General features: G+C 71.5%; 18 protein-coding genes and 1 tRNA gene. 14 read left to right on the top strand and 5 right to left on the bottom strand.

The genetic code is table 11. The annotated features are described in order from the left end of the window. The first annotated feature begins 311 nt into the window (after positions 1-311). Genes ACZ49J_RS07015 through ACZ49J_RS07030 form a run of 4 tightly spaced genes read left to right on the top strand, consistent with a single transcriptional unit; the run spans position 312 to position 4,283 of the window. The gene (locus ACZ49J_RS07015; RefSeq protein WP_467452213.1) at positions 312-2,783 is read left to right on the top strand and encodes a sensor histidine kinase; all 2,472 of its coding nucleotides are present in this window, start codon (positions 312-314) and stop codon (positions 2,781-2,783) included. Then, positions 2,780-3,256 (top strand): roadblock/LC7 domain-containing protein, encoded by a 477-nt coding sequence (locus tag ACZ49J_RS07020; protein WP_467452215.1) that lies wholly within the window; start codon positions 2,780-2,782, stop codon positions 3,254-3,256. The genes ACZ49J_RS07015 and ACZ49J_RS07020 overlap by 4 nt, the downstream gene beginning before the upstream one ends. An 18-nt stretch (positions 3,257-3,274) precedes the next feature. Continuing rightward, complete coding sequence (locus tag ACZ49J_RS07025) at positions 3,275-3,718, top strand: DUF742 domain-containing protein (RefSeq protein ID WP_467452216.1); 444 nt, start codon at positions 3,275-3,277, stop codon at positions 3,716-3,718. Next, positions 3,666-4,283 carry a GTP-binding protein gene (locus tag ACZ49J_RS07030; protein WP_467452217.1) on the top strand — a complete coding sequence of 206 codons (618 nt, stop codon included), beginning with the start codon at positions 3,666-3,668 and terminating at the stop codon, positions 4,281-4,283. The genes ACZ49J_RS07025 and ACZ49J_RS07030 overlap by 53 nt, the downstream gene beginning before the upstream one ends. Before the next feature lie 113 nt (positions 4,284-4,396). On the opposite strand, the gene ACZ49J_RS07035 is transcribed toward ACZ49J_RS07030, so the two are convergent. Then, a tRNA-Pro gene (locus ACZ49J_RS07035) sits at positions 4,397-4,473 on the bottom strand. Between the two features lie 186 nt (positions 4,474-4,659). Between ACZ49J_RS07035 and ACZ49J_RS07040 the strand changes: the two genes are divergently transcribed. Beyond that, positions 4,660-5,631 (top strand): TauD/TfdA dioxygenase family protein, encoded by a 972-nt coding sequence (locus tag ACZ49J_RS07040; protein WP_467452218.1) that lies wholly within the window; start codon positions 4,660-4,662, stop codon positions 5,629-5,631. Positions 5,632-5,676: 45 nt separating this feature from the next. On the opposite strand, the gene ACZ49J_RS07045 is transcribed toward ACZ49J_RS07040, so the two are convergent. Next, a complete protein-coding gene (locus ACZ49J_RS07045) occupies positions 5,677-6,447 on the bottom strand; it encodes an NPP1 family protein (RefSeq protein ID WP_467452219.1) in 771 nt (256 codons plus the stop codon). Between the two features lie 500 nt (positions 6,448-6,947). Here ACZ49J_RS07045 and ACZ49J_RS07050 point away from each other — a divergent pair, with 500 nt between their 5' ends. The 8 genes from ACZ49J_RS07050 (at position 6,948) to ACZ49J_RS07085 (ending at position 15,640) form a co-directional block, all read left to right on the top strand. Then, positions 6,948-7,505 (top strand): hypothetical protein, encoded by a 558-nt coding sequence (locus ACZ49J_RS07050; RefSeq protein WP_467452221.1) that lies wholly within the window; start codon positions 6,948-6,950, stop codon positions 7,503-7,505. A gap of 45 nt (positions 7,506-7,550) precedes the next feature. Further along, on the top strand, positions 7,551-8,354 hold the full coding sequence (locus ACZ49J_RS07055) for an SAM-dependent methyltransferase (RefSeq protein WP_467452222.1): 804 nt from the start codon (positions 7,551-7,553) through the stop codon (positions 8,352-8,354). Between the two features lie 29 nt (positions 8,355-8,383). Then, positions 8,384-9,787, top strand: a complete 1,404-nt coding sequence (locus tag ACZ49J_RS07060; RefSeq protein ID WP_467452223.1) for a type I glutamate--ammonia ligase — start codon at positions 8,384-8,386, stop codon at positions 9,785-9,787. Positions 9,788-9,792: 5 nt separating this feature from the next. Then, positions 9,793-10,971, top strand: coding sequence for an amidohydrolase family protein (locus tag ACZ49J_RS07065; protein WP_467452225.1), 1,179 nt, complete (start codon positions 9,793-9,795; stop codon positions 10,969-10,971). A 25-nt stretch (positions 10,972-10,996) separates the two neighbouring features. Then, positions 10,997-12,160 carry a sensor histidine kinase gene (locus ACZ49J_RS07070; protein WP_467452226.1) on the top strand — a complete coding sequence of 388 codons (1,164 nt, stop codon included), beginning with the start codon at positions 10,997-10,999 and terminating at the stop codon, positions 12,158-12,160. After that, positions 12,157-12,825, top strand: coding sequence for a response regulator (locus ACZ49J_RS07075; protein WP_467452227.1), 669 nt, complete (start codon positions 12,157-12,159; stop codon positions 12,823-12,825). Before ACZ49J_RS07070 ends, ACZ49J_RS07075 begins: the two co-directional genes overlap by 4 nt. A gap of 380 nt (positions 12,826-13,205) precedes the next feature. After that, a complete protein-coding gene (locus ACZ49J_RS07080) occupies positions 13,206-13,421 on the top strand; it encodes a hypothetical protein (protein WP_467452228.1) in 216 nt (71 codons plus the stop codon). Positions 13,422-13,426: 5 nt separating this feature from the next. After that, positions 13,427-15,640: an MMPL family transporter gene (locus tag ACZ49J_RS07085; RefSeq protein ID WP_467452229.1), complete on the top strand. Its 2,214-nt coding sequence runs from the start codon at positions 13,427-13,429 to the stop codon at positions 15,638-15,640. Between the two features lie 131 nt (positions 15,641-15,771). Here the strand turns inward: ACZ49J_RS07085 and ACZ49J_RS07090 are convergent, their stop codons facing one another. Beyond that, positions 15,772-16,488: a TetR/AcrR family transcriptional regulator gene (locus tag ACZ49J_RS07090; RefSeq protein ID WP_467452285.1), complete on the bottom strand. Its 717-nt coding sequence runs from the start codon at positions 16,486-16,488 to the stop codon at positions 15,772-15,774. 100 nt (positions 16,489-16,588) lie between these two features. On the opposite strand from ACZ49J_RS07090, the gene ACZ49J_RS07095 reads away from it, so the two are divergent. Then, positions 16,589-18,271 (top strand): CocE/NonD family hydrolase, encoded by a 1,683-nt coding sequence (locus ACZ49J_RS07095; RefSeq protein WP_467452230.1) that lies wholly within the window; start codon positions 16,589-16,591, stop codon positions 18,269-18,271. A 32-nt stretch (positions 18,272-18,303) separates the two neighbouring features. Here the strand turns inward: ACZ49J_RS07095 and ACZ49J_RS07100 are convergent, their stop codons facing one another. Together ACZ49J_RS07100 and ACZ49J_RS07105 are read right to left on the bottom strand one after the other, a co-directional pair. Next, positions 18,304-19,083 (bottom strand): carbohydrate ABC transporter permease, encoded by a 780-nt coding sequence (locus ACZ49J_RS07100; protein WP_467452286.1) that lies wholly within the window; start codon positions 19,081-19,083, stop codon positions 18,304-18,306. Positions 19,084-19,133: 50 nt separating this feature from the next. Continuing rightward, positions 19,134-20,024, bottom strand: coding sequence for a carbohydrate ABC transporter permease (locus ACZ49J_RS07105; RefSeq protein ID WP_467452288.1), 891 nt, complete (start codon positions 20,022-20,024; stop codon positions 19,134-19,136). Positions 20,025-20,054 lie beyond the last annotated feature (30 nt).

Below are 20,054 nucleotides of genomic sequence, written 5' to 3' on the forward strand. Positions count from 1 at the left end.
GTCGCAACCCGGGCGTGCTGGGGTGGGAATGTAGCAGGTGCCGAGAGAGGCTGTCGGCAACGGACGGTGCACGCGGTATCTACGCGCGGCGACGGACGAAAGACGGGATTTGTAATCAACCGTTGTTCAAGTGCCCCCTTGTCAACGCTCGTGCAGGCGGTACTCTCACACGGCCAGTTCCGGACAAGTGGCCGAATGTTCTCACTGCTTGCGGGGCGCACCTGGCCGGTGCCATGTCCGCTCTCCGGTGTTGGCGCGGTCCGGAGGCAAGGACAGCCGGTCGCCGCTCACGAGCCGTCGAAGGAGGCCGGGTGCCCGCGAACACCGTGGACCCATCACTCGCACAACCGCCGCCTGAACCCGCGGGCCCTTCGCCCCTGTGGCGGCGGCGGGCCGCGACCCTCCTCGACCGATGGCCGTTCCGGCGCAAGCTCAACACCCTGGTGATCGCACCGGTCGTGGTCGTCGGCGCACTGCTCGGCGTCGGCGTCGGCGACCAGGTGGAACAGGCCCAGGAGGCCGACCGGATCGCGGCGCTGGTGCGCGACAGCAAGCAGGTCACGCGGCTGATCAACGAGGTGCAGGCCGAGCACCGGCTGGCACTCGTGCTGTCCGTGCGGTACGACTCGGCCCGCCCGGGAGCCGCCCAGCCGTCGACCACCGAGTACCGCAAGGCGCAGCGGGCCACGGACGCGCAGATCACCGCCGTGCGCTCGGCGTTCGGTTCGAGCCTGCCGAAGGATGAGGAGCGGGGCCTGGACTACCTCCGGGATCTGGCCGTCCTGCGCGACAAGCTGGAAAGGGGATACGTTCCCGCGGCCGACATCGACCCCGCCTACGCCGCGGCGGTCGACTACCTGATCGACGGCATCGGGCTCGACCGCTTCTCCGGCAGCTCGTCCTCGTCGGTCATCACCCTGCTCGACACGGTCCTGCGCGCCGACGCCGCGCACGCGGCATTCGAGAGTGCGGTCTTCTCCGCGCAGAGCCGTGATGCCAACGCGCTCACCGAGTACACGCGGGCGGCCGGCGCCCACGAGCTGTACGAGCAGCACGCTGCCCGTTTCGAGCGGATCGCCACGCGGCAACAGGTCATGCTCCTCGGCGGCATCGAGCGCGCTGCCGAGCAGAACGGCATCGAGTCGCAGTTCGCGGAGCTCCAGATCGATCCGGCGTCGCTGCAGGGCCGGACTCCGGCGCAGCTGCGCGAGGGGATCACCACCGCGACCAAGCAGGCCGCGACCCGCCTGGAGATCACCGGGTCGTTGACCGAGCAGATCGCCGCCCGTGCCGACGCCGCGTCCGCCAGTGCCCTGCGCAGGGCCCTGCTCATGGTGGGTCTGCTCGTGCTGGGCTTCGCCGCCTGGATGGCCTTCTCCGTCCTGGTCCGGCGTTCGGTCCTGCGCCCGGTGACGGCCCTGACCGGTGCCGCGCAGCAGGTCGTCGAGGTCGCGGGTGAGGAACTCGCACGGGTCGCGGACGACGACGCCGCCGACGGCGCTCCGCTGCGGACACGGCCCATCCCGGTCCCGGTCCGCGACGAGATCGGCGAGTTGGCCGAGGCGTTCAACCAGGTGCAGTCGGCAGCCGCCCAACTGCTGGAGCGGCAGGTGCAGAGCCGCCGCAACGTCGCCGAGATGTTCGGCAACGTCGGGCGCCGGGTGAGCAACCTGACCTCGCGTCAGCTCCTGCTGATCGACGCCGTCGAGCGCGAGGAGACCGATCCGGGCCTCCTGGACCAGCTCTACCGCATCGACCACATCGCCGTGCGCCTGCAGCGCAACGCCGACAGCCTGATGCTGCTGGCCGGTATCCGGGAGACCGCCGTGGAGGCCCGCCCCACCACCCTCGGCAATGTCATCCGGGCCGCGCTCGGCCAGATCGAGGGGTACCAACGGGTGTCACTGCGGTCGGAGACGGAGGTCACCATCGCGCCCGACATCCACGACGACCTCACGTTGATGCTCGCCGAACTGCTGGAGAACGCGGTCGAGTTCTCGCCGTCCGACACGTCGGTGGAGGTGACGGTGCGGCCCGGCACCGATGTCACCGCGGACGGCGGGGCTCTGATCGAGGTCATCGACCACGGCCTGGGCATGAGCGCGGAGCGCCTCACCGAGGAGAACGCCCGGCTGGTCCGCCGGGAACGCCTCGACCTGGTGCCGACGAAGGTCCTCGGTCTCTTCGTGGTCGGAGCCCTCGCCCGGCGCTGGGGCATACGGGTGGCCCTGAGCCGCACACCCGGTGGCGGCGTCACCAGTACGGTCTGGATCCCCTCGACACTCCTGCTGACGATGAGCCCCGTGTTCGCCACACCACCCTCCGGGCCTGACCCGGCCGGCGCACCGGCGACCGTTCCGGCCGACGGGCCGGCCACCGTCCCGGCCACGTCCGAGCGGGAGCCCGGCGCCCTCCTGCCGATGCCCGCCGCCACCGCGTCCGTCCTGCAACGCCGGCCGGTGGTCCCGTCGCCGGAGGGCCACCTGCCCCGCCGTACGAGAACGGGGCTCGGCGCCGGATCCGACGAACCCGCGAAGGAGTCGCGCACTCCACTGCGGCGGCGGGTCCGGGGCGCCACGCTCGCCATGACCACACCTCCGGCCGACCGGGCGATCCCCACGGTGCTGCGGCCCGTCGACGCCCAGGCGGTCCGTGCGGAAGTCGACGAGTTCGAGGACGCCTTCCGCAGGGCGGAGCGGGACAGCAGCATGCCCCAGCCGGGTCCTGAGGAGGACCGGTCGCCATCGTCAGAACAGCAATCCCAGAAGGAGCCGGGCCAGTGACCACGTCGACAGGTGACAGCCGTCCCGAGCAGACGGAACCCACCGACCTGCGAGCCGCGGCGGCCGACTTCACCTGGCTGCTCGACCGGTTCGCCACCAAGACCGCCGGGGTCGTCGACGCCATCGCGGTGTCGTCCGACGGCCTGCTGATCGCGGTCACCCAACTGCGCGACCAGGCCGACTCCGAGCGGCTCGCGGCGATCGTCTCCGGCCTCACGAGTCTGGCCGCGGGCGCCTCCGGCAACTACGGCCTGGGCAGCCTCAACAAAGTCATCATCGACATGGAGGGCGGCCATGTGCTCGTGTCGGCCATAGGCAGCGGCGCCGTACTGGGAGTGGTCACGTCCAAGGAGGCGAAGCTCGGCACCATCGCCTACGAGATGGCTCTCTTCGCCAACCGGGCCGGGGCCGCTCTCACCCCCCAACTGGTGCTGGAACTGAAGAACAACGTCGGCGCCACGTCGGCCGGATGACCCTGAGGAGGGATGGTGATGGCCGTCCGTGGACCAGGACCACGCGAGGCAGCAGGGGACGGCGACAGCGCACCGGAGCCCGTGGGCCGCGCCCCCGCCATCCGGCCGTTCCTGCTGACCGCCGGCCGGGTGTCGGGTGGCGGCGCCGGGTCCGCGCTCCCGCTCGAAACGCAGGTCGTGGCCACCTCGGACGGGCTCGCCGCCCTTCGTTCACTCAAGTTCGAACACCGTGACCTCGTCACTTCCTGCCAACGGCCGCAGTCGCTGGCGGAACTGGCCGCCCGGCTGCGACTGCACCTCAACGTCGTCCGGGTGCTGACCGAGGACCTGTGCGCCGCCGGCCACCTGGCGGTGTACGTGCCGAATGCCAGAACATCCCAGGACATCTCCGTACTGCGAAGGGTCATCGATGGTCTCCGTGCCGTCCCCGACTCACGGGGCACACTCCGCAACAGCGGTTGAGCAGCCGCCGCTGCCGGTCAAGCTGGTCATCGCCGGTGGCTTCGGGGTGGGCAAGACCACCGCGGTGGGCGCCATCTCCGAGATCCGGCCGCTCACCACCGAGGCCGCGATCACCGAGGTCGCGGCGGGCGTGGACGACCTCAGGCACACCCCTGACAAGACCACCACCACCGTCGCCATGGACTTCGGCTGCCTCACGATCGACCCGACGCTGAAGCTGTACCTGTTCGGCACACCGGGACAGGAGCGGTTCGGTTTCATGTGGGACGCCCTGGTCCAGGGAGCGCTCGGCGGTCTGGTGATCGTGGACACCCGCCGCCTGGACGACTGCCATGCGGCCGTGGACTACTTCGAGCACAAAGCCATACCCTTCGCGGTCGCCGTCAACGCGTTCGACGGGAAGATCGAGCATGACCTCGACGAGGTGCGCTGGGCGCTGGACCTGACCGAACAGGTACCGCTGATCGCCTTCGACGCACGAAGGACGGGCTCGGTCAGGGACGCGCTCCTGGTCGTACTCGACGTCGCCCTGTCCCGCGCCGAGAAGGCCGCCGCCGGGGGCTGAGCGGTACCGGAGGCCGCCCGCGAAGCCGCGGCCTCCCCTCACCGTCGCCTCCTCCGACAACGCGGAAAGCCGTCCTCCCCGAGGAGAGAACGGCTTCCGACCTGCGACAAAGCTGGTCGGGACGACAGGATTTGAACCTGCGACCCCTTGACCCCCAGTCAAGTGCGCTACCAAGCTGCGCCACGTCCCGATGCGTCCGCGGGTGTCCCGCGTGATCACGCACGTCAACCCTACCGCACATGGACGGGAACCATCGCCCCGGGTGACGGCCGCCGCGTCCGGAACGGGTCGCTTCGCGGCTGTCCGGCATGGGCCTGCGGCGGGGTGGGAAGATCCGGCACGAGGGTCGGCCGGCGGAGAGCGTCGCGGGGAGCTGATGGATGTGGGGACGTCCTGGAACGGGTCGGGCACGGTCGAGGTGCGGCCGGTCGCCGGGCACATCGGGGCCGATATCCACGGTGTCGACCTGGCCGGTCCTCTGACGGACGAGACGGTCGCCAAGGTCCGGGCGGCGTTGCTGCGCTGGAAGGTGGTGTTCTTCCGGGAGCAGGAGCTCGACCACGCCGGGCACGTCGCCTTCGCCCGCCGCTTCGGGGAGCCGATCACGCCGCGGTCCCGGGGCTCCGCCTCGCCCGCCGAGTTCCCGCAGGTGGAGACGACGGCCGACCGGCTGGAGCTGGCGGGGCGGCACGGGATGTCACACGCGGAGTGGCTGGAGCGGCGGCGCCACTCGACGCTGCGGGGCTGGCACGCGGACCACACGGCGCGGATCGACCCGCCGGCCCTGACCGTTCTGCGCGCCGAGCGCGTGCCGCCGTACGGCGGGGACACCACCTGGGCCAACCTGGCCACCGCCTACGCGGGACTGTCCGAGCCCGTGCGGAGGTTCGCCGAGGGGCTCCGCGCGGAGCACCGGCTCGGGGTCGGTTACCTGCCGCGCTCGGGTCCCGACGCGTACATGCTGCACCTGCAGGACCACCAGGTGGCGTCGGCGCATCCGGTGGTCCGTGTGCACCCGGAGAGCGGCGAGCGGGTGCTCTACGTCAACCCGTACTACGTGGAGAACATCATCGGTGTCTCGCGGGCCGAGAACCGGCTGCTGCTGGAGATGTTCGTGGAGCAGGTGACGCGGCCCGAGTACACCGTCCGCTTCCGCTGGGAGCCCGGCAGCGTGGCCATGTGGGACAACCGCGCCACGATCCACCTGGCCCCGGGCGACACCGCCCACCTGGACTTCCCCCGCGTCATGCACCGGGTCATGACGGCGGGGGACGTTCCCGTGGGGGTGGACGGCAGGCCGTCCGAGTCGGTCAGCGGGGCGCCCCTGCACCAGCCGGACGCATCGTAGGTGTGCTGTCCGACGGTGAGGGGCGCGCCCGGCGCCGTCCTGCTGTCAGGCGTTGGGGTCGAACGCGATACCCGACGGCTTGGCCGCCGCGAGGTGGGAGGTGAAGTTGGCGTCCTTCAGGCCGAAGTTGGCGCTGCCGAAGTCGTACGCGCTCACCTTTTCGCGCAGGCCCGCGGGGTAGCCGTTCCAGCCGACCAGGGGCGGGTACTGCCAGGTGCCCTTGTCGTTCTCCGGAGGCTCGTCGCCCGCGCCGGCGGGGCGGAAGGCGTGCGTGCTGACGCCGTCCTTGTGGTACACGATCTTGGGGTGGTTGCCGTCCCAGCGGATCTGGTCGCGGGTGTGGATGTCGAAGCCGCCGTGGGCCGAGGTGGAGACGTACTGGGCCTGGCCGTTCTGCACCCACACCACGACGTGCTCCCAGTCGTGGCGGTGGCCGCCGACGCCGCTGCCGGCCACGGCCTGGTCCTTCTCGAAGTACAGGCCGTACATCACGGCGCACCAGCCGTTGTTGCACTTGTAGCGGGAGTAGCCGTTGGTGTTGTCGAGGTCCGAGGCGTCGTGGCACTCGCCGTTGACGGCGCCTGCCGGGTTCAGGCCGCCGTTGACGGTTCCGTCGGGGCCGATGGCGGGCGTGGGGTAGCAGCCGTCCGTGTCGTAGTCGTACGCGGGCTGCCAGGTCTGCTCGGTCGTGTCCGCGTTGGCGGGCAGCGCCTGGGGCGGGGCCGCGAGCGCGCTGCCGGGGAAGGCGATCACCAGCGCCGCGGCGCTGCCGGAAATGACGGATGCTCTGCGGAGCCTTCGCGCACGCGTGTTCATTGCGTCCTCCTGGTGCTGCCGTGGGGGGAGGTGGGGGTGGGGGCATGCGAACAGGATTGACATGCCCAGAACAGCACCTGCGAATCACGTTGACGCACCGAAGATCAACCGATGCCACGGCCATGACGGGTCGGACAACGGGCATTGCCGACGGAGGAGTTGGGCAGCCGCCCGGACGGGACCCGGGAGAAGGGCCGGCGGAGACGGGGCGGGGAGAGGGCTCCCGCGCACTGCGGGAGCCCCTCCAGGACACGGCCCGGACGGCAGAACCCGGGCGCGATCAGCCGGGAACGACAGTCCCCCTCCCCCGGTCGGTTCGGAGGGCGCCCCGGCCACGATCCAGGGCGGGGACACGCGCCGTACCCGACGGTGGACCACTGTCGCGCAGCCATACGCCCCGGCCGCCTCCGGGCCACTTCCGACCACCAAGGGGCCGGGCCCCCGCCGAAACACGGGACGCGCCCGGCGTGGTCGCGCTCGACAACCCGACGCTCATGCCGATGTTCGTGGCACCCGTCGCCGGTCTGCTCACGGGCAAGGTGGGCGGCGGCCGCCTGATGGCACTCGGGCTGTTCCTCCAGGGTGTGGGGCTCGGCTGGATCAACCTCGTCGTGGACACCGAGACGGCGTACTCGTCCCTGGTCGGTCCGATGATCGTGGCCGGTGCCGGCATGGGCTTCGTGTTCGCGCCCACCGCGGCCGTCGTCCTCGGCTCCGTCGCCAAGGAGCACGCGGGCAAGGCGTCCGGCGCCAACACCACGGATCCGCGAGGTCGGTGGCGCCCTCGGCATCGCGGTCCTCAGCACCGTGTTCGTGGCGTACGGCAGCACGCGCACCCCGCAGGACTTCGTCGACGGGCCGCGGCCCGCGGTGTGGGTCGGTGTGGCCGTGATGTTCGCGGGTGCCCTGTGCGCGCTCGGCATCCCGCGCCGCCCGCGGCCCGCGGAGGACTGAGTCCGCTTCGGCTCGCGGTGGCTGCCCGGTGCGTACGGACGCGCCGGGCAGCCGCGTTCCACGACGTGCCGAGGCGCGGAGGAGTCGAGGTGCTGACACGGTGATCAACCGGGCGGCACAATGGCGGACGGTTCGAAAGGGGCAGAGACGTGAGTGCGGATCAGAGACTGCCGGGCCGGCTGAACACCTCCGTGGCGCACAACGCACGCGTCTGGAACTACTGGATCGGCGGCAGGGACCACTACGAGGTCGACCAGCGGGTCGGAGAGCACGTCGCCTCGATGTTCCCGGTCATCCGGGACATCGCCCGCGCCGACCGCGAGTTCCTGGGCCGGGCGGTGCGCTTCCTGGCCGAGGATCGCGGGGCGCGGCAGTTCCTCGACATCGGCACCGGGCTGCCGACGGCGGAGAACACCCACGAGATCGCCCAGGGGATCGCGCCCGAGTCGCGGATCGTCTACGTCGACAACGACCCCGTCGTGCTCCTGCACGCCCGCGCGTTGCTGACGGGCACCCGCGAAGGCGTCACCGAGTACGTCGACGCCGACCTGCGCGATCCGGACGCCCTGCTCCAACGGGCCGCGCGCGCACTGGACTTCACCCGGCCGGTCGCCGTCATGATGCTGGGCGTCCTCAACTTCGTCCTGGACACCGGCGAGGCGCGGGACATCGTACGGCGGATCATGGCGGCGGTGCCCTCCGGCAGTTTCCTCGTCCTGACGCACCCCACGGCCGACGCCGACCTCGGCGGCGAGGGCCAGATCCCGGCCATGAGGTTCTGGAACGAGAACGCCACCCCGCCCATCACCGCCCGCACCCGCGCGGATGTCACGGCGTTCTTCGAGGGACTGGAACTGCTCGATCCGGGTCTGGTGTCGTGCTCGCACTGGCGTGCCGACTCCGGCTCCCCCGTCGTGGTACCGCAGTTCGGGGCGGTTGCCGTGAAACCCTGAGCGGAGCAGCGAGCGCGCGAGGAGGACGTATGACGACCCTGGCCGACCCCGTCCCCGGCGGTCGCCCCAAAGACGTCGGGCGGGCCAGGGCACAGGCCAAGGACCTGTCCACCAAGGGCGTGCACGGTGTCGTCCTCGCCTACGTCGACACCGCGGGCATCTGCCGGGTGAAGACGATCCCGGTGTCCCGGCTCGCCTCCGCGTCGGCCTGGGGCGTCGGCATGTCGCCGGTGTTCGACACGTTCCTCGCGAACGACTCCATCGTCACCACCGACGTGCTCGGCTCACCGGACGGCGACCTGCGTCTCTATCCCGACCTCGACCAGGTCGTGGCCCTGTCGGCGCAGCCCGGCTGGGCGTGGGCCCCGGTCGACCGGATCACCCAGCAGGGGGCGCGGCACCCGGCGTGCAGCCGCACGTTCCTGCGCCGGATCGTCAGGGACGCCTCCCTGCGCCACGGCATCGAGTTCAAGGCGGCCGTCGAGGTCGAGTGGGCCGTCGGGCAGGCCACGGCGCCCGGCGACACGTTCGTCCCCGGCGTCACCGGCCCGGCCTACAGCGCCACCCGGCAGGTCGAACTGAGCGACTACGCACTGGAGTTGCTGACGTCGTTAGCGGAACAGGGCGTCGCGGTCGACCAGATCCACCCCGAGTACGCGTCCGGCCAGTTCGAGATCTCCGTGGGCGCGCTGGACCCGGTGGCCGCCGCGGACCGCAGCGTGCTGGTGCGGCAGACCATCCGGGCGGTGTCGCGGCGCCACGGGCTCAGGGCGTCGTTCTCACCGGCCGTCCTTGCCCAGGGCGTCGGCAACGGCGGGCACATCCACCTCTCGGCCTGGCGCAACGGGGTGAACCTCCATGCCGGGGGCGACCGGCGGTACGGCATGACGGCCGATGCCGAGTCGTTCGTGGCGGGCCTGCTCGGGCACCTCCCGGCGCTGACGGCCGTCACCGCCCCGTCCCCGGCCAGCCATCTGCGGCTGCGGCCCTCGCAGTGGGCCGGGGTGTTCACCGCCTGGGGGCACGAGACCCGTGAGACCGCGGTGCGCGTCATCACCGGGATGACGGGCCGCCAGGCACAGGACGCGAACCTGGAGGTCAAGCCCGTCGACCTGGCCGCCAACCCGTACCTCGCCCTGGGCTGCCTGATCGCTGCCGGGCTCGACGGCCTGGAGTCGGCCGCGGCCCTGCCCGACGAGACCAGCGGCGACCCGGCACGACTGGCCGCCGAGGAGGCGGCGGCCCGTGGCGTGCGCCGCCTGCCGACCTCACTGGCGGCGTCCGTCGAGGAGTTCCGCCGGGACGAGGTGCTGCGCGCCGCGCTGGAACCGGTCCTCGCCGACGCGGTGATCGCCGTGCGCGCCGGCGAGATCGAGGCCGTGTCCGGACTGGACGACGAGCTCGTGGCGGCGGCGTACCGCTGGAAGTACTGACCACCGTGAGCCCTCCGTCCTCCGCCACCGGTCCGGTGCACGAGGCCCTCGCCGCCCTCCCCCTCGTGGACCACCACTGCCACGGCGTGGTCACCACCGATCCGGGCCCGGACGGGTTCGAGTCGCTGATCACCGAGGGTGATGCCTGGCCAGGCAGCGGGATCTCCCTCTTCGACACCCCTGTCGGCGTGGCGATCCGCCGCCACTGCGCTCCCGTCCTGGACCTGCCGCGGCACGCGCCCGCCACGGCGTACCTGGCACGGCGTGCGGAGCTGGGACCGCACGAGGTGAATGGGCGGTTCCTCACGGCCGCGGGCACCGAGGTGTTCTGCGTCGACACCGGGTACGCCCCCGACGACGTCACGACACCCGCGGAACTCGCCGCGGCGGCCGGGAACGCCGTCGCCTACGAGGTCGTACGTCTGGAGAGCGTCGCCGAGGCCGTGGCGGCGGAGGGTGTGGAGCCGGCCGAGTACGCCACCGCCTTCCGCGTCGCCGTCCAGGACGCGGTCGAACGGCGGGACGTCGTGGCGGTGAAGTCGGTGGCCGCCTACCGCACGGGCTTCGACCTGGACCCGGCCCGCCCCTCGGCCGCCGACGTCACGGCGGCGGCCGCACGCTGGCTGAACAGCACGGAAGCCGTCCCCCGGCTGAACGACCCCGTCCTCGTGCGCCACGTGCTGTGGACCGCCGTGGACCTCGGGCTCCCCCTCCAACTGCACGTCGGCTTCGGGGACAACGACATCCGGATGCACCGGGTGGACCCCACCCACCTGACCGACTGGCTGCATCTGACGTCCGGCACCATCCCGGTCATGCTGCTGCACTGCTGGCCCTACCAGCGCCAGGCCGCCTACCTGTCGGCGGTCTTCGAGCAGGTGTACCTCGACGTCGGTCTCACCCTGCACCACGTCGGCCCCGCCCGGGCGCGGGCCGTGCTGGAGGAGGCCCTGGAGATCACCCCGTTCCGCAAGCTCCTGCACAGCTCGGACGCGTACGGGGCGGCCGAGTTCCACCACCTCGGTTCCCTGACCTTCCGCCACGGCCTGGCCGCCCTGCTCCAGTCCCGGGTGGACAGCGACGAGTTGAGCCTGCCGGACGCCCTGCGCATCGCCAGGTGGACGGCCCGCGACAACGCGAGCCGCGTCTACGGCTTCAACTCCCGGCGGTCGCCGGGCCTTTAGAGGCGCGGCACTGCAGAATGGACGCGTGCCGCCTTTCGACCGGACCCGTTTGCGGCTGCCCCGTGGGGCCCGCGCCGACGCCGCGCTGGCCGGCGGGGTGTTCGTGTTGGTGGCGCTGGGCGCCGAGGGGCAGCGGCTGAGTCATGGCCGGGTCCCGGTGCCCTCACTGATCGCGTCCTGGTTGCTGATCACGGCGGTGTGCGGGGCGCTGCTGTTCCGGCGCCGGTATCCGGTGACCGTGGGCTGGTTCACGGTGGTGGTCACGGGCGCCTACTACTTGCTGAGCGTGGTCGACGGCCCGCTGATCCTTGTTCCGATCGTGGCGTTGTACGCCATCGCGGCGCAGGGCCGGCTGCGAGCGGCCATCGCCATGGCGGCGACCATGGTGATCGGCGTGGGCGCGGGCACCCTCGCGGGCAACCGCGATGTCAACGGCACGGCGGTGTTCATGCTCGCCGGCTGGCTTGTCGCCGTCGTCGCCCTCGGCAGCGTGCGGTACGGCCGGGTGGCGTACGCCGAGGAGGAGGCGCGGCTGCGGGCCACCGAGGAACGGCTGCGCATCGCCCGGGAGCTGCACGATGTGGTCGGGCACAACGTGTCGATGATCAACGTGCAGGCGGCTTCGGCCCTGCACCGGCTGAAGAAGGACCCTGGCCGGGCCGAGGAGGCGCTCGGAGCGATCAAGGCGAGCAGCCGGGAGACCCTGCGGGAGCTGCGGGCCACGCTCGGTGTGCTCCGGCAGGTCGACGAGGCGGCGCCCACGGCACCCGCGCCGGGTCTGGCACGGGTGGAGGAGCTGGTGGGCTCGGCGAAGCTGGCGGGGCTCTCGGTGAGGTTCGAGCGGACCGGGGCCGAGCGTGCCCTGCCGGCCCCGGTCGACCTGGCCGCCTACCGGATCGTGCAGGAGTCGCTGACCAACGCCGTCCGGCACAGCGGCGCCGGACGGGTCACGGTCCGGGTCGTCTACGGGGACGGGGAGCTGACCCTGGGAGTCCAGGACGACGGCGTGGGCTCGGCGGCCCGTTCGGCCGGGGCGGGTGGCGGCAGCGGGATCGCCGGCATGACGGAGCGGGCGCGGGCACTGGGCGGCGAGCTGACCGCGGGCCCGCGGCCGGAGGGCGGCTTCGCGGTGCGGGCCAGGCTGCCGTACGGGGTCACAGGAGAACAGATGGAGCGGAGTGACAGATGATCAGGGTCCTGCTGGCGGACGACCAGCGGCTCGTCCGGGCCGGGTTCCGGTCGATCCTGGATGACGAGGACGACATCGAGGTGGTGGGGGAGGCCGCGGACGGGCAGGCCGCGGTGTCGACGTGCCGCGAACTCCGTCCGGACGTGGTGCTGATGGACATCCGGATGCCGGGCATGGACGGTCTGGAAGCCTCCCGGGCCATCGCCGGGGATGAGCGGCTGGCGTCGGTGAAGGTGGTCATCCTGACGACCTTCGATCTGGACGACTACGTGTACGGGGCGCTGCGCTCCGGGGCGACGGGCTTTCTGGTGAAGGACACGGAGCCGGAGGAACTGCTGCACGCGGTGCGGGTCGCCGCCCGGGGCGACGCCCTGATCAGCCCGTCGGTCACACGGCGGCTCATCGCCGAGTTCGCGGGCCGGGTGAAGGGCCCGGAGCCGGATCCTCGGCTCGATGTCCTCACCGGCCGGGAGCGCGAGGTCATGCGGCTGGTGGCCGCGGGGCTCACGAACGACGAGATCGCGGCGCGGCTGGTGCTGTCACCGTCGACGGCGAAGACGCATGTCAGCCGGATCATGTCGAAGCTGGGGGCGCGGGACAGGTCGCAGGTCGTGGTGCTGGCGTACGAGTCCGGCATGGTCAGCCCGGGCTGGCTGGCGGAGTAGGCCGGCCGCGGCCGGGCACGGGAGCCGGCGACCTGGGCCGTCGGTCGCCGGGCAGCCGACAGCCCGGACCGCCCGTCACGAGGCAGCCCGGGCGACCGGGGCCGTCCGTCGGGGTATCACCCGGCAACCCGGTGCCGTCCGGCGGGGATGACCCGGCAACCCAGGGCCGCCCACCACGGGACACCCAGCAACCCGGAGCCGCCCACCACGCGACACCCAGCAACCCGGAGCCGGGAGACCAACAACCCGGGGCCGTCAACGGCGAGCCGCTCGGCAACCCCTGAGGTACGCCGCGATGGTGTCCTACATCCGCTGGGGTACGCCAGGTGTCGTCCGGGGACTGACGACCCGGGCCCGGCCGCGCAGGGACGATCCAGTGCGTGAACACACCCACCTTCCCGGCACGGGGCATCGCCGCGTTCGTCGGCGCGCTCGTCGGGGCTGCCTTCGGAATGCTGCTGGTCACGGCCGCCGGGGCCCTGGCGATGGAGATCGGCGGCGTGCTGATCGCCCTCGGGACGGGCGTGCCCACGGTGTGCGGCGCCGTGGTGGGCGTGCTTCTTACGCCAGGCCACTCCCGTTCGAATACGAGGTAGTCACCATGTCTCCCACTCGCGGCGCAGCCGCGTCCGTCGCCCCACCCGCACCGGGCCGGTCGGATCCGCCGCACGGCGGCCGGTTCGGCGCCCTGGCCGGCTGGGCGCAGCGTCACCGCTGGACTGCCCTGCTGCTCTGGGTGGCCGTCCTGGCCGCCGTCACGCTGGGTTCGCAGGCCGCGGGCTCCGCGTACAGGAACGACTTCTCCCTGCCGGGCACCGATTCCCAGGCCGCCACCGACCTGTTCAAGCGGCACGGTTCCGCCCAGGCCGGCGACAGCGTCGACATCGTGCTGAAGGACAGCCGGGGCGTCGACGGGTCCAAGGAAGCCGTCGAGAAGATGCTGGCCGAGGTGAAGGCGCTGCCGAGCGTCGCCGAGATCCGCAGTCCGTACGCCGACGCCTCCGCCGTGTCCGAGGACGGCACGATCGGCTACGCCACCGTGACGCTGGACGGCAAGGCCGAGTCCGTGCCCAAAAAGGACGTCACCGCGATCATCGACACCGCCAAGGGTGCCGAGAAGAACGGGCTCCAGGTCGAGCTCGGCGGCGACGCCGTGCGAGGCGCGGAGGACAAGGGAAGCCCGACCGCGGAACTGGCCGGCATCGTGGCCGCCCTGGTCATCCTGGGTCTGCTCTTCGGCTCGTTGGTGGCGGCCGCCGTGCCGCTGATCACCGCCCTGTTCGCGGTCGGCTCGGCCCTCGGCCTGATCGCCCTCGCCTCGCACGTCTTCACCGTCGCCGACTTCACGCCGCCCATCACGATGCTCGTCGGACTCGGCGTCGGCGTCGACTACGCCCTGCTGATCTTCTACCGCTACCGGCACGAGCTCACCGACGGCGCCGACCCGGCCGTCGCCACCCGCAAAGCCCTGAACGCCGCCGGCCGCACGGTCTTCTTCGCCGGCTGCACCGTGATCATCGCCCTGCTCGGCCTGGTGGCGCTCGGCCTCGGCTCACTGCAGGGCGTGGCGCTGGCCCTGGCCCTGACCGTGCTGACCACCATGGCCGCGTCCCTGGTCCTGCTGCCCGCGCTGCTGGCGCTCTTCGGCAGGCGCATCCAGCGCCACGTGCTGAAGCACGCGGCCAGGGCCGCGGCCAAGGGCAGGGCCGAAGGCCGCCGCTGGCGGGCCTTGGCGGCGGGCGTGCAGCGCCGTCCGCTTCCGGCCCTGCTGGTCGCCGTCCTCGCCCTGCTGGCCCTGTCCGCCCCGGCGCTGGGCATGCGGCTCGGCTTCGCCGACGCGGGCAACGACCCGAGGACCTCGACCTCCAGGAAGGCGTACGACCTGCTCGCCGAGGGCTTCGGCGCGGGCTTCAACGGTCCGCTGGTGGTCCTGGCGCAGGGCGACGAGGCCGCCGGCGAGGCCGTCCGGAACGAACTGGCCAAGGCCGAGGGCGTGGCCGCGGCCAGTCCCCCGATGCCCTCCGAGGACGGCGCCCTGTCCACCGTGATCGTCTACCCCGAGGCGGCGCCGCAGGACGAGGGCACCACGGACCTCGTGCATCACCTGCGCGACGACGTGGCTCCGGAGATTGAGCGCGACACCGGCGCCGGCATCCTGGTCGGCGGTTCCACCGCCGCCTCCCAGGACTTCGCGGACACGGTCTCGCAACGGCTGCCGCTGTTCGTCGCCGTCGTCGTCGGACTGTCCTCACTGCTGCTGATGCTGGTCTTCCGGTCGGTCCTGATCCCCGTCAAGGCGGCTGTGCTGAACCTGCTCTCGATCTCCGCCGCGCTCGGCGCCATGACCCTGGTGTTCCAGGAGGGCTGGTTCGGGGTGCAGCAGGGGCCGATCGAGGCCTTCCTCCCCGTGCTGATCTTCGCGATCGTGTTCGGTCTTTCCATGGACTACGAGGTGTTCCTCGTCTCGCGGATCCATGAGGAGTGGGAGCGTACGAAGGACCACTCCCTCGCGGTGCGGGAAGGGCTGGCCGCCACCGGCAAGGTGATCACGGCGGCCGGGGCCATCATGATCGTGGTGTTCGGCGCCTTCATGCTGAGCACCGACCGGATGCTCCAGCAGTTCGGTCTCGGCCTCGCCGTGGCGATCCTGATGGACGCGCTGATCATCCGCTGCCTCATCGTCCCGGCAGCCATGCAGCTGCTCGGCACGTGGGCCTGGTGGCTGCCCGCTCCCCTCGCCCGGCGACTGCCCACGGTGGCGCTCGAACGCCCCGCTGAACACCTGACGCCCGCCCTGGAGGAGCCCGGTCACTGACAGGTGGATTCCGGCGGCCGTCGCCGCACGGTCGGTTCCCTCAGGACGGCCGTGGGGCCCGGCGGCCGCCGGGCCCCACGGAGAGGTGCTCAATGGCCCCGGCCGGCGGACGAGTCCCCCGACCCGCCACATCAGTCCATGTCCAAACCGTCGATCAGCCGATTCAGAAAGCGCCCGAACGTGGCCGCAGGGTCGAGGGCGCGCCCGGGCGAGGCGAGCACGTCGGCGAGTTCCGGATGGCGGCCGTCGGCCGCGACGGCCGCCAGGTAACGTGCCTCGGCCGCCGCCCGGTCGGGGGACCTGGCGACGGACGCCTGCGCCAGCTCATGCGCGACATGCCCCGCCACGAACGCCGTGAGCTGGGCGAACGCCTCCAGCCTCGCCGCACCGTCGAGACCGGTGGGCCGCAGCGCGGCGAGCACGCGCTCCAGAAACGCGAGGGTGTTGGGGCCGGGCACCCGGCGGGTGGACAGCGCGGCGGGCAGCCAGGGATGCCGCAGCATGAGGTCACGCTGGAGATGGGCGACGGCCCGCAGGTCGGCACGCCAGTCACCGCTGGGTGGGGAAGCCGTCGGCAGTTCCCCGCTGACGTGGTCGACCATCAGCTCCACCAGCGTCTCCTTGTCGGGCGCGTAGCTGTAGAGCGACATGACTCCGGCTCCGACGCGTTCGGCGACCCGCCGCATGGTGACCGCTTCGAGCCCTTCCGCGTCCGCCAGGGAGACGGCCGCCTCCGTGATCGCCTCGCGGCTGAAGGCGGGCCTGCGTCCCCTGCGGGGCCGGGCGTCGCCGAGCCAGAGCTGTTGGGGGTCGACGCCCGTGGCGCCGGACCCGCCCTCACGGGTCACGGTCCTCGCGTTCCTCTCCTCGTCACTGCGGCCCTTGCGGACGTCATCCAAGCATGCTCTATTCTCGTACAACGTACGGAAATAGAGAAGGGGGACCCCGATGACCTCACACACCCACGACACCGCACACGCCTCGCCCCGGCCTGCCTGGACACCGCCCGGCGGGAAACCGCCGCTGTCCTCCCGGCTGTTGAGGGCGACCTGGCGCCGCCTTCCGGCCAGGCTGTACGAGGTCGGACGGGAGCCGGGGCTGACCGTCCCGGGCGCCGACGGCAGCCCGCTGGTCACGGACCACTACTTCCCCCGTGCCGAGGGCGACTTCCCGACCCTCCTCGTGCGCTCGCCCTACGGCAGGGGCATACCGTGGTCCCCGATGTACGGCGTGCTCTTCGCCGAACAGGGCTTCCACGTTGTCCTGCAGAGCTGCCGCGGCACCGGCGGCTCGGGCGGCGCCTTCGACCTGTGGCGCAACGAGGCCGCCGACGGCCGGGCCACGGTGTCCTGGCTGCGGGACCAGCCCTGGTTCACCGGCGCCCTGGGGACGATCGGCCCCAGCTATCTCGGCTACGTACAGTGGGCACTGGCCCTGGATCCGCCACCGGAGCTGAAGGCGATGGTCGTGCAGGTGGGCCTGCACGACCCCCACGCCCTGTTCTACGGGAACGGCGCCCTGCGCCTGGACACCGCCCTCGCTGTCGCCGTGGGGATGACGTACCAGCACCGAGGTCTCCTACCCCTGGCGAAAGCCACCCTGCGCCTGAAGCGCCGACTGCGCGGGATCACCACGGCGCGGCCACTGCGCGGGGCGTACGGGTCAGCCCTCGGCGACGAAGTGCCCTGGCTGGACGACGTGATGACACATCCGGACGCCGACGCCCCCTACTGGCACGGCGCGTCAGTGGCCGCGGCCGCGGAGGGGCTGACCGTCCCGACCGGTCTGATCAGCGGGTGGCACGACGCCCTGCTCGACCAGACGCTGGAGCAGTACGGCCGACTGCGCCGGGCCGGATGCGAGGCCGCTCTGCTCGTCGGCCCCTGGACCCATACCTCCGCCCTGCGACAGGGCTGGCCCGAGGTGTTCACCGAGAGCCTCGCCTGGCTGCGCGCGCACCTGTGCGGCGACGCCTCGGGGCTGCGCCCCACCGCGGTGCGCGTCCACCTCGGCGGGGAGGACACCTGGCGGGACCTCGATGACTGGCCGACGGACCCGGCCGCCACCACGGCGTGGTTTCCCACGCCGGACGGGCACCTCGTCCAGCAGGCCCCCACGGACAACGCCCCTCTGGCCTCCCTCCGCCACGACCCGGCCGACCCCACACCGTCCCTCGGCGGGCCCCTGCTCTCCCCCGACGCCGGCCCCCGCGACAACGGCACCCTGGAGGTGCGGCCGGACGTCCTGACCTTCACGGGTCCTCCGCTGACCGAGCCCGTCGACGTCGTCGGCCCGGTCTCCGCACGGCTGACCGTAGCGACGGACACCGGACACGCCGACGTCTTCACCCGCCTGTGCGACGTGGACACCGAAGGCCGTTCCGTCAACGTCTGTGACGGGCTGGCCCCGGTGCGGACGTCCGGCGCGGCTCCCACCGAGGTCACCGTGGAGATGAGCGCCACCGCCCACCGGTTCGCCGTCGGACACCGCGTCCGCTGGCAGATCAGCGCGGGCGCCCACCCGCGCTACGCGCTCAACCCCGGCACCGGGGAGTCACGGGTGGACGCCGTCGACTTCACCCCCGTACGCATCACCCTCCACGAGGACTCGGCGCTGCTGCTCCCTCTCTGAGGGACGCGCACCACGCGACGGAGGGGAGTTGGTCAGCGCAGGGCTCCCTTCGTGGCGTCGGCGATGAATCCGCGGGCGAAGAAGGTGAACACCAGCACCAGCGGGATGACCGCCAGCAGCACCCCGGCCATCACCATGCTGTAGTCGGTGGAGTGGCCGGCGTACAGCTGCGCCAGCGCCACCTGGAGGGTGAGCCGGCTCGGGTCGACCAGCATGACCAGGGGCAGGACGTAGTCGTTCCAGGCGGCGATGAAGGTGTAGATGCCGAGGAACGCCAGCGCCGGGCGGACACAGGGCAGCACCACGTGCCAGTACTGCCGGAAGAACCCGGCACCCTCGATGCGGGCGGCGTCCAGCAGTTCGTCGGGGACGCCCGTGCTGGTGTACTGGCGCATCCAGAAGATGCCGAAGGCGTTCGCCGCGGCCGGCACGATGAGCGCCTTGAGGGTGCCCAGCCAGCCCAGCTGCACCATGATCTCGTACTGCGGGATGATCGCGAGCTGGGTCGGCAGGATGTACATCGCCAGCAGCAGCCCGAACAGCAACCTCTTGCCCGGGAACTCGTACTTGGCGAAGGCGAAGGCGGCCAGCGAGTCGAAGAACAGGACGAGCGCTGTCGTACAGACCGCCACGGTCACGGTGTTGAACAGCGACCCGAAGAAGTCCATCTTGTCGAAGAGGTGCTGGATGTTGGTCAGCAGGTTGTCGCCGAGCCACAGCTTCGGCGGGTAACTGTAGATGTCCTGCGAGGTGTTGGTCGCCATGACGACGATCCAGTAGAACGGGAACACCGAGATGACGACGCAGATCATCAGGACGGCGTGGACGCTCAGGCCCCTCAGGCGTTTGCGGTTCTGGCTGTTCACGGCCGTCGCTCCTTACGCTGCACCAGGCGCCAGTTGATGATGACGATGAGCAGGATCACCAGGAAGAAGGCCCAGACGATCGCGGCGGCGTAACCGAAGTCGTTGTTGTCGAAGGCCTGGTGGTAGAAGTACAGCAGCGTGGTCAGGCCCGCCTGGCCCGGGCCTCCGGAGTTGGGGTTGGTGGAGGCGTCGCTGCCGAACAGCACCTGGGGCTCGGTGAAGCTCTGCAGGCCGGTGACCGTGGAGATCACCACGGTGAACAGGATGATGGGCCGCAGCAGCGGGATCGTGATGGAGAAGAAGATCCGTGCCGGGCCGGCTCCGTCCATCCGCGCGGCCTCGTACAGCTCCGAGGGGATCGCCTGGAGACCGGCGAGGTAGATGATGGCGTTGTAGCCGGTCCACTGCCAGGTCATCAGCGCCGCGATCACCAGCTTGATCGTCCACTCGTTGCTCATCCATGGCACGGCCGACAGATGCAGCCCCTTCAGGATGGCGTTGATCAGGCCGAAGTTGTTGCTGAAGATCGCGCCGAAGAAGATCGCGATGGCCACCAGCGAGGTGATGCTGGGGATGAACAGGGCGACGCGGTAGAAGCCGGTGAAGCGCTTGGTGGAGTTCACCAGGACCGCCATCACCAGCGCCATGAAGAGCATCGGCACGGTCGACAGCACCCAGATGACCAGGGTGTTGCGCAGCGAGAGCCAGAAGATGGGGTCGTCCCACAGGAAGCGGAACTGCTGGAGCCCGACGAACTGCATGTCCCCGATGCCGTCCCACTTCTGGAACGCCAGGTACACGGTGTACAGCATCGGGAAGAGCATGAACACCGAGAAGAGCAGGTAGTACGGCGAGACCGCCAGGTACTGCGGCCAGTACCGGGCGATCCCGCGCCGCGGCCCGCGCCGGGCCCCGGC

This window comes from Streptomyces sp. NPDC030840 (assembly GCF_055572015.1).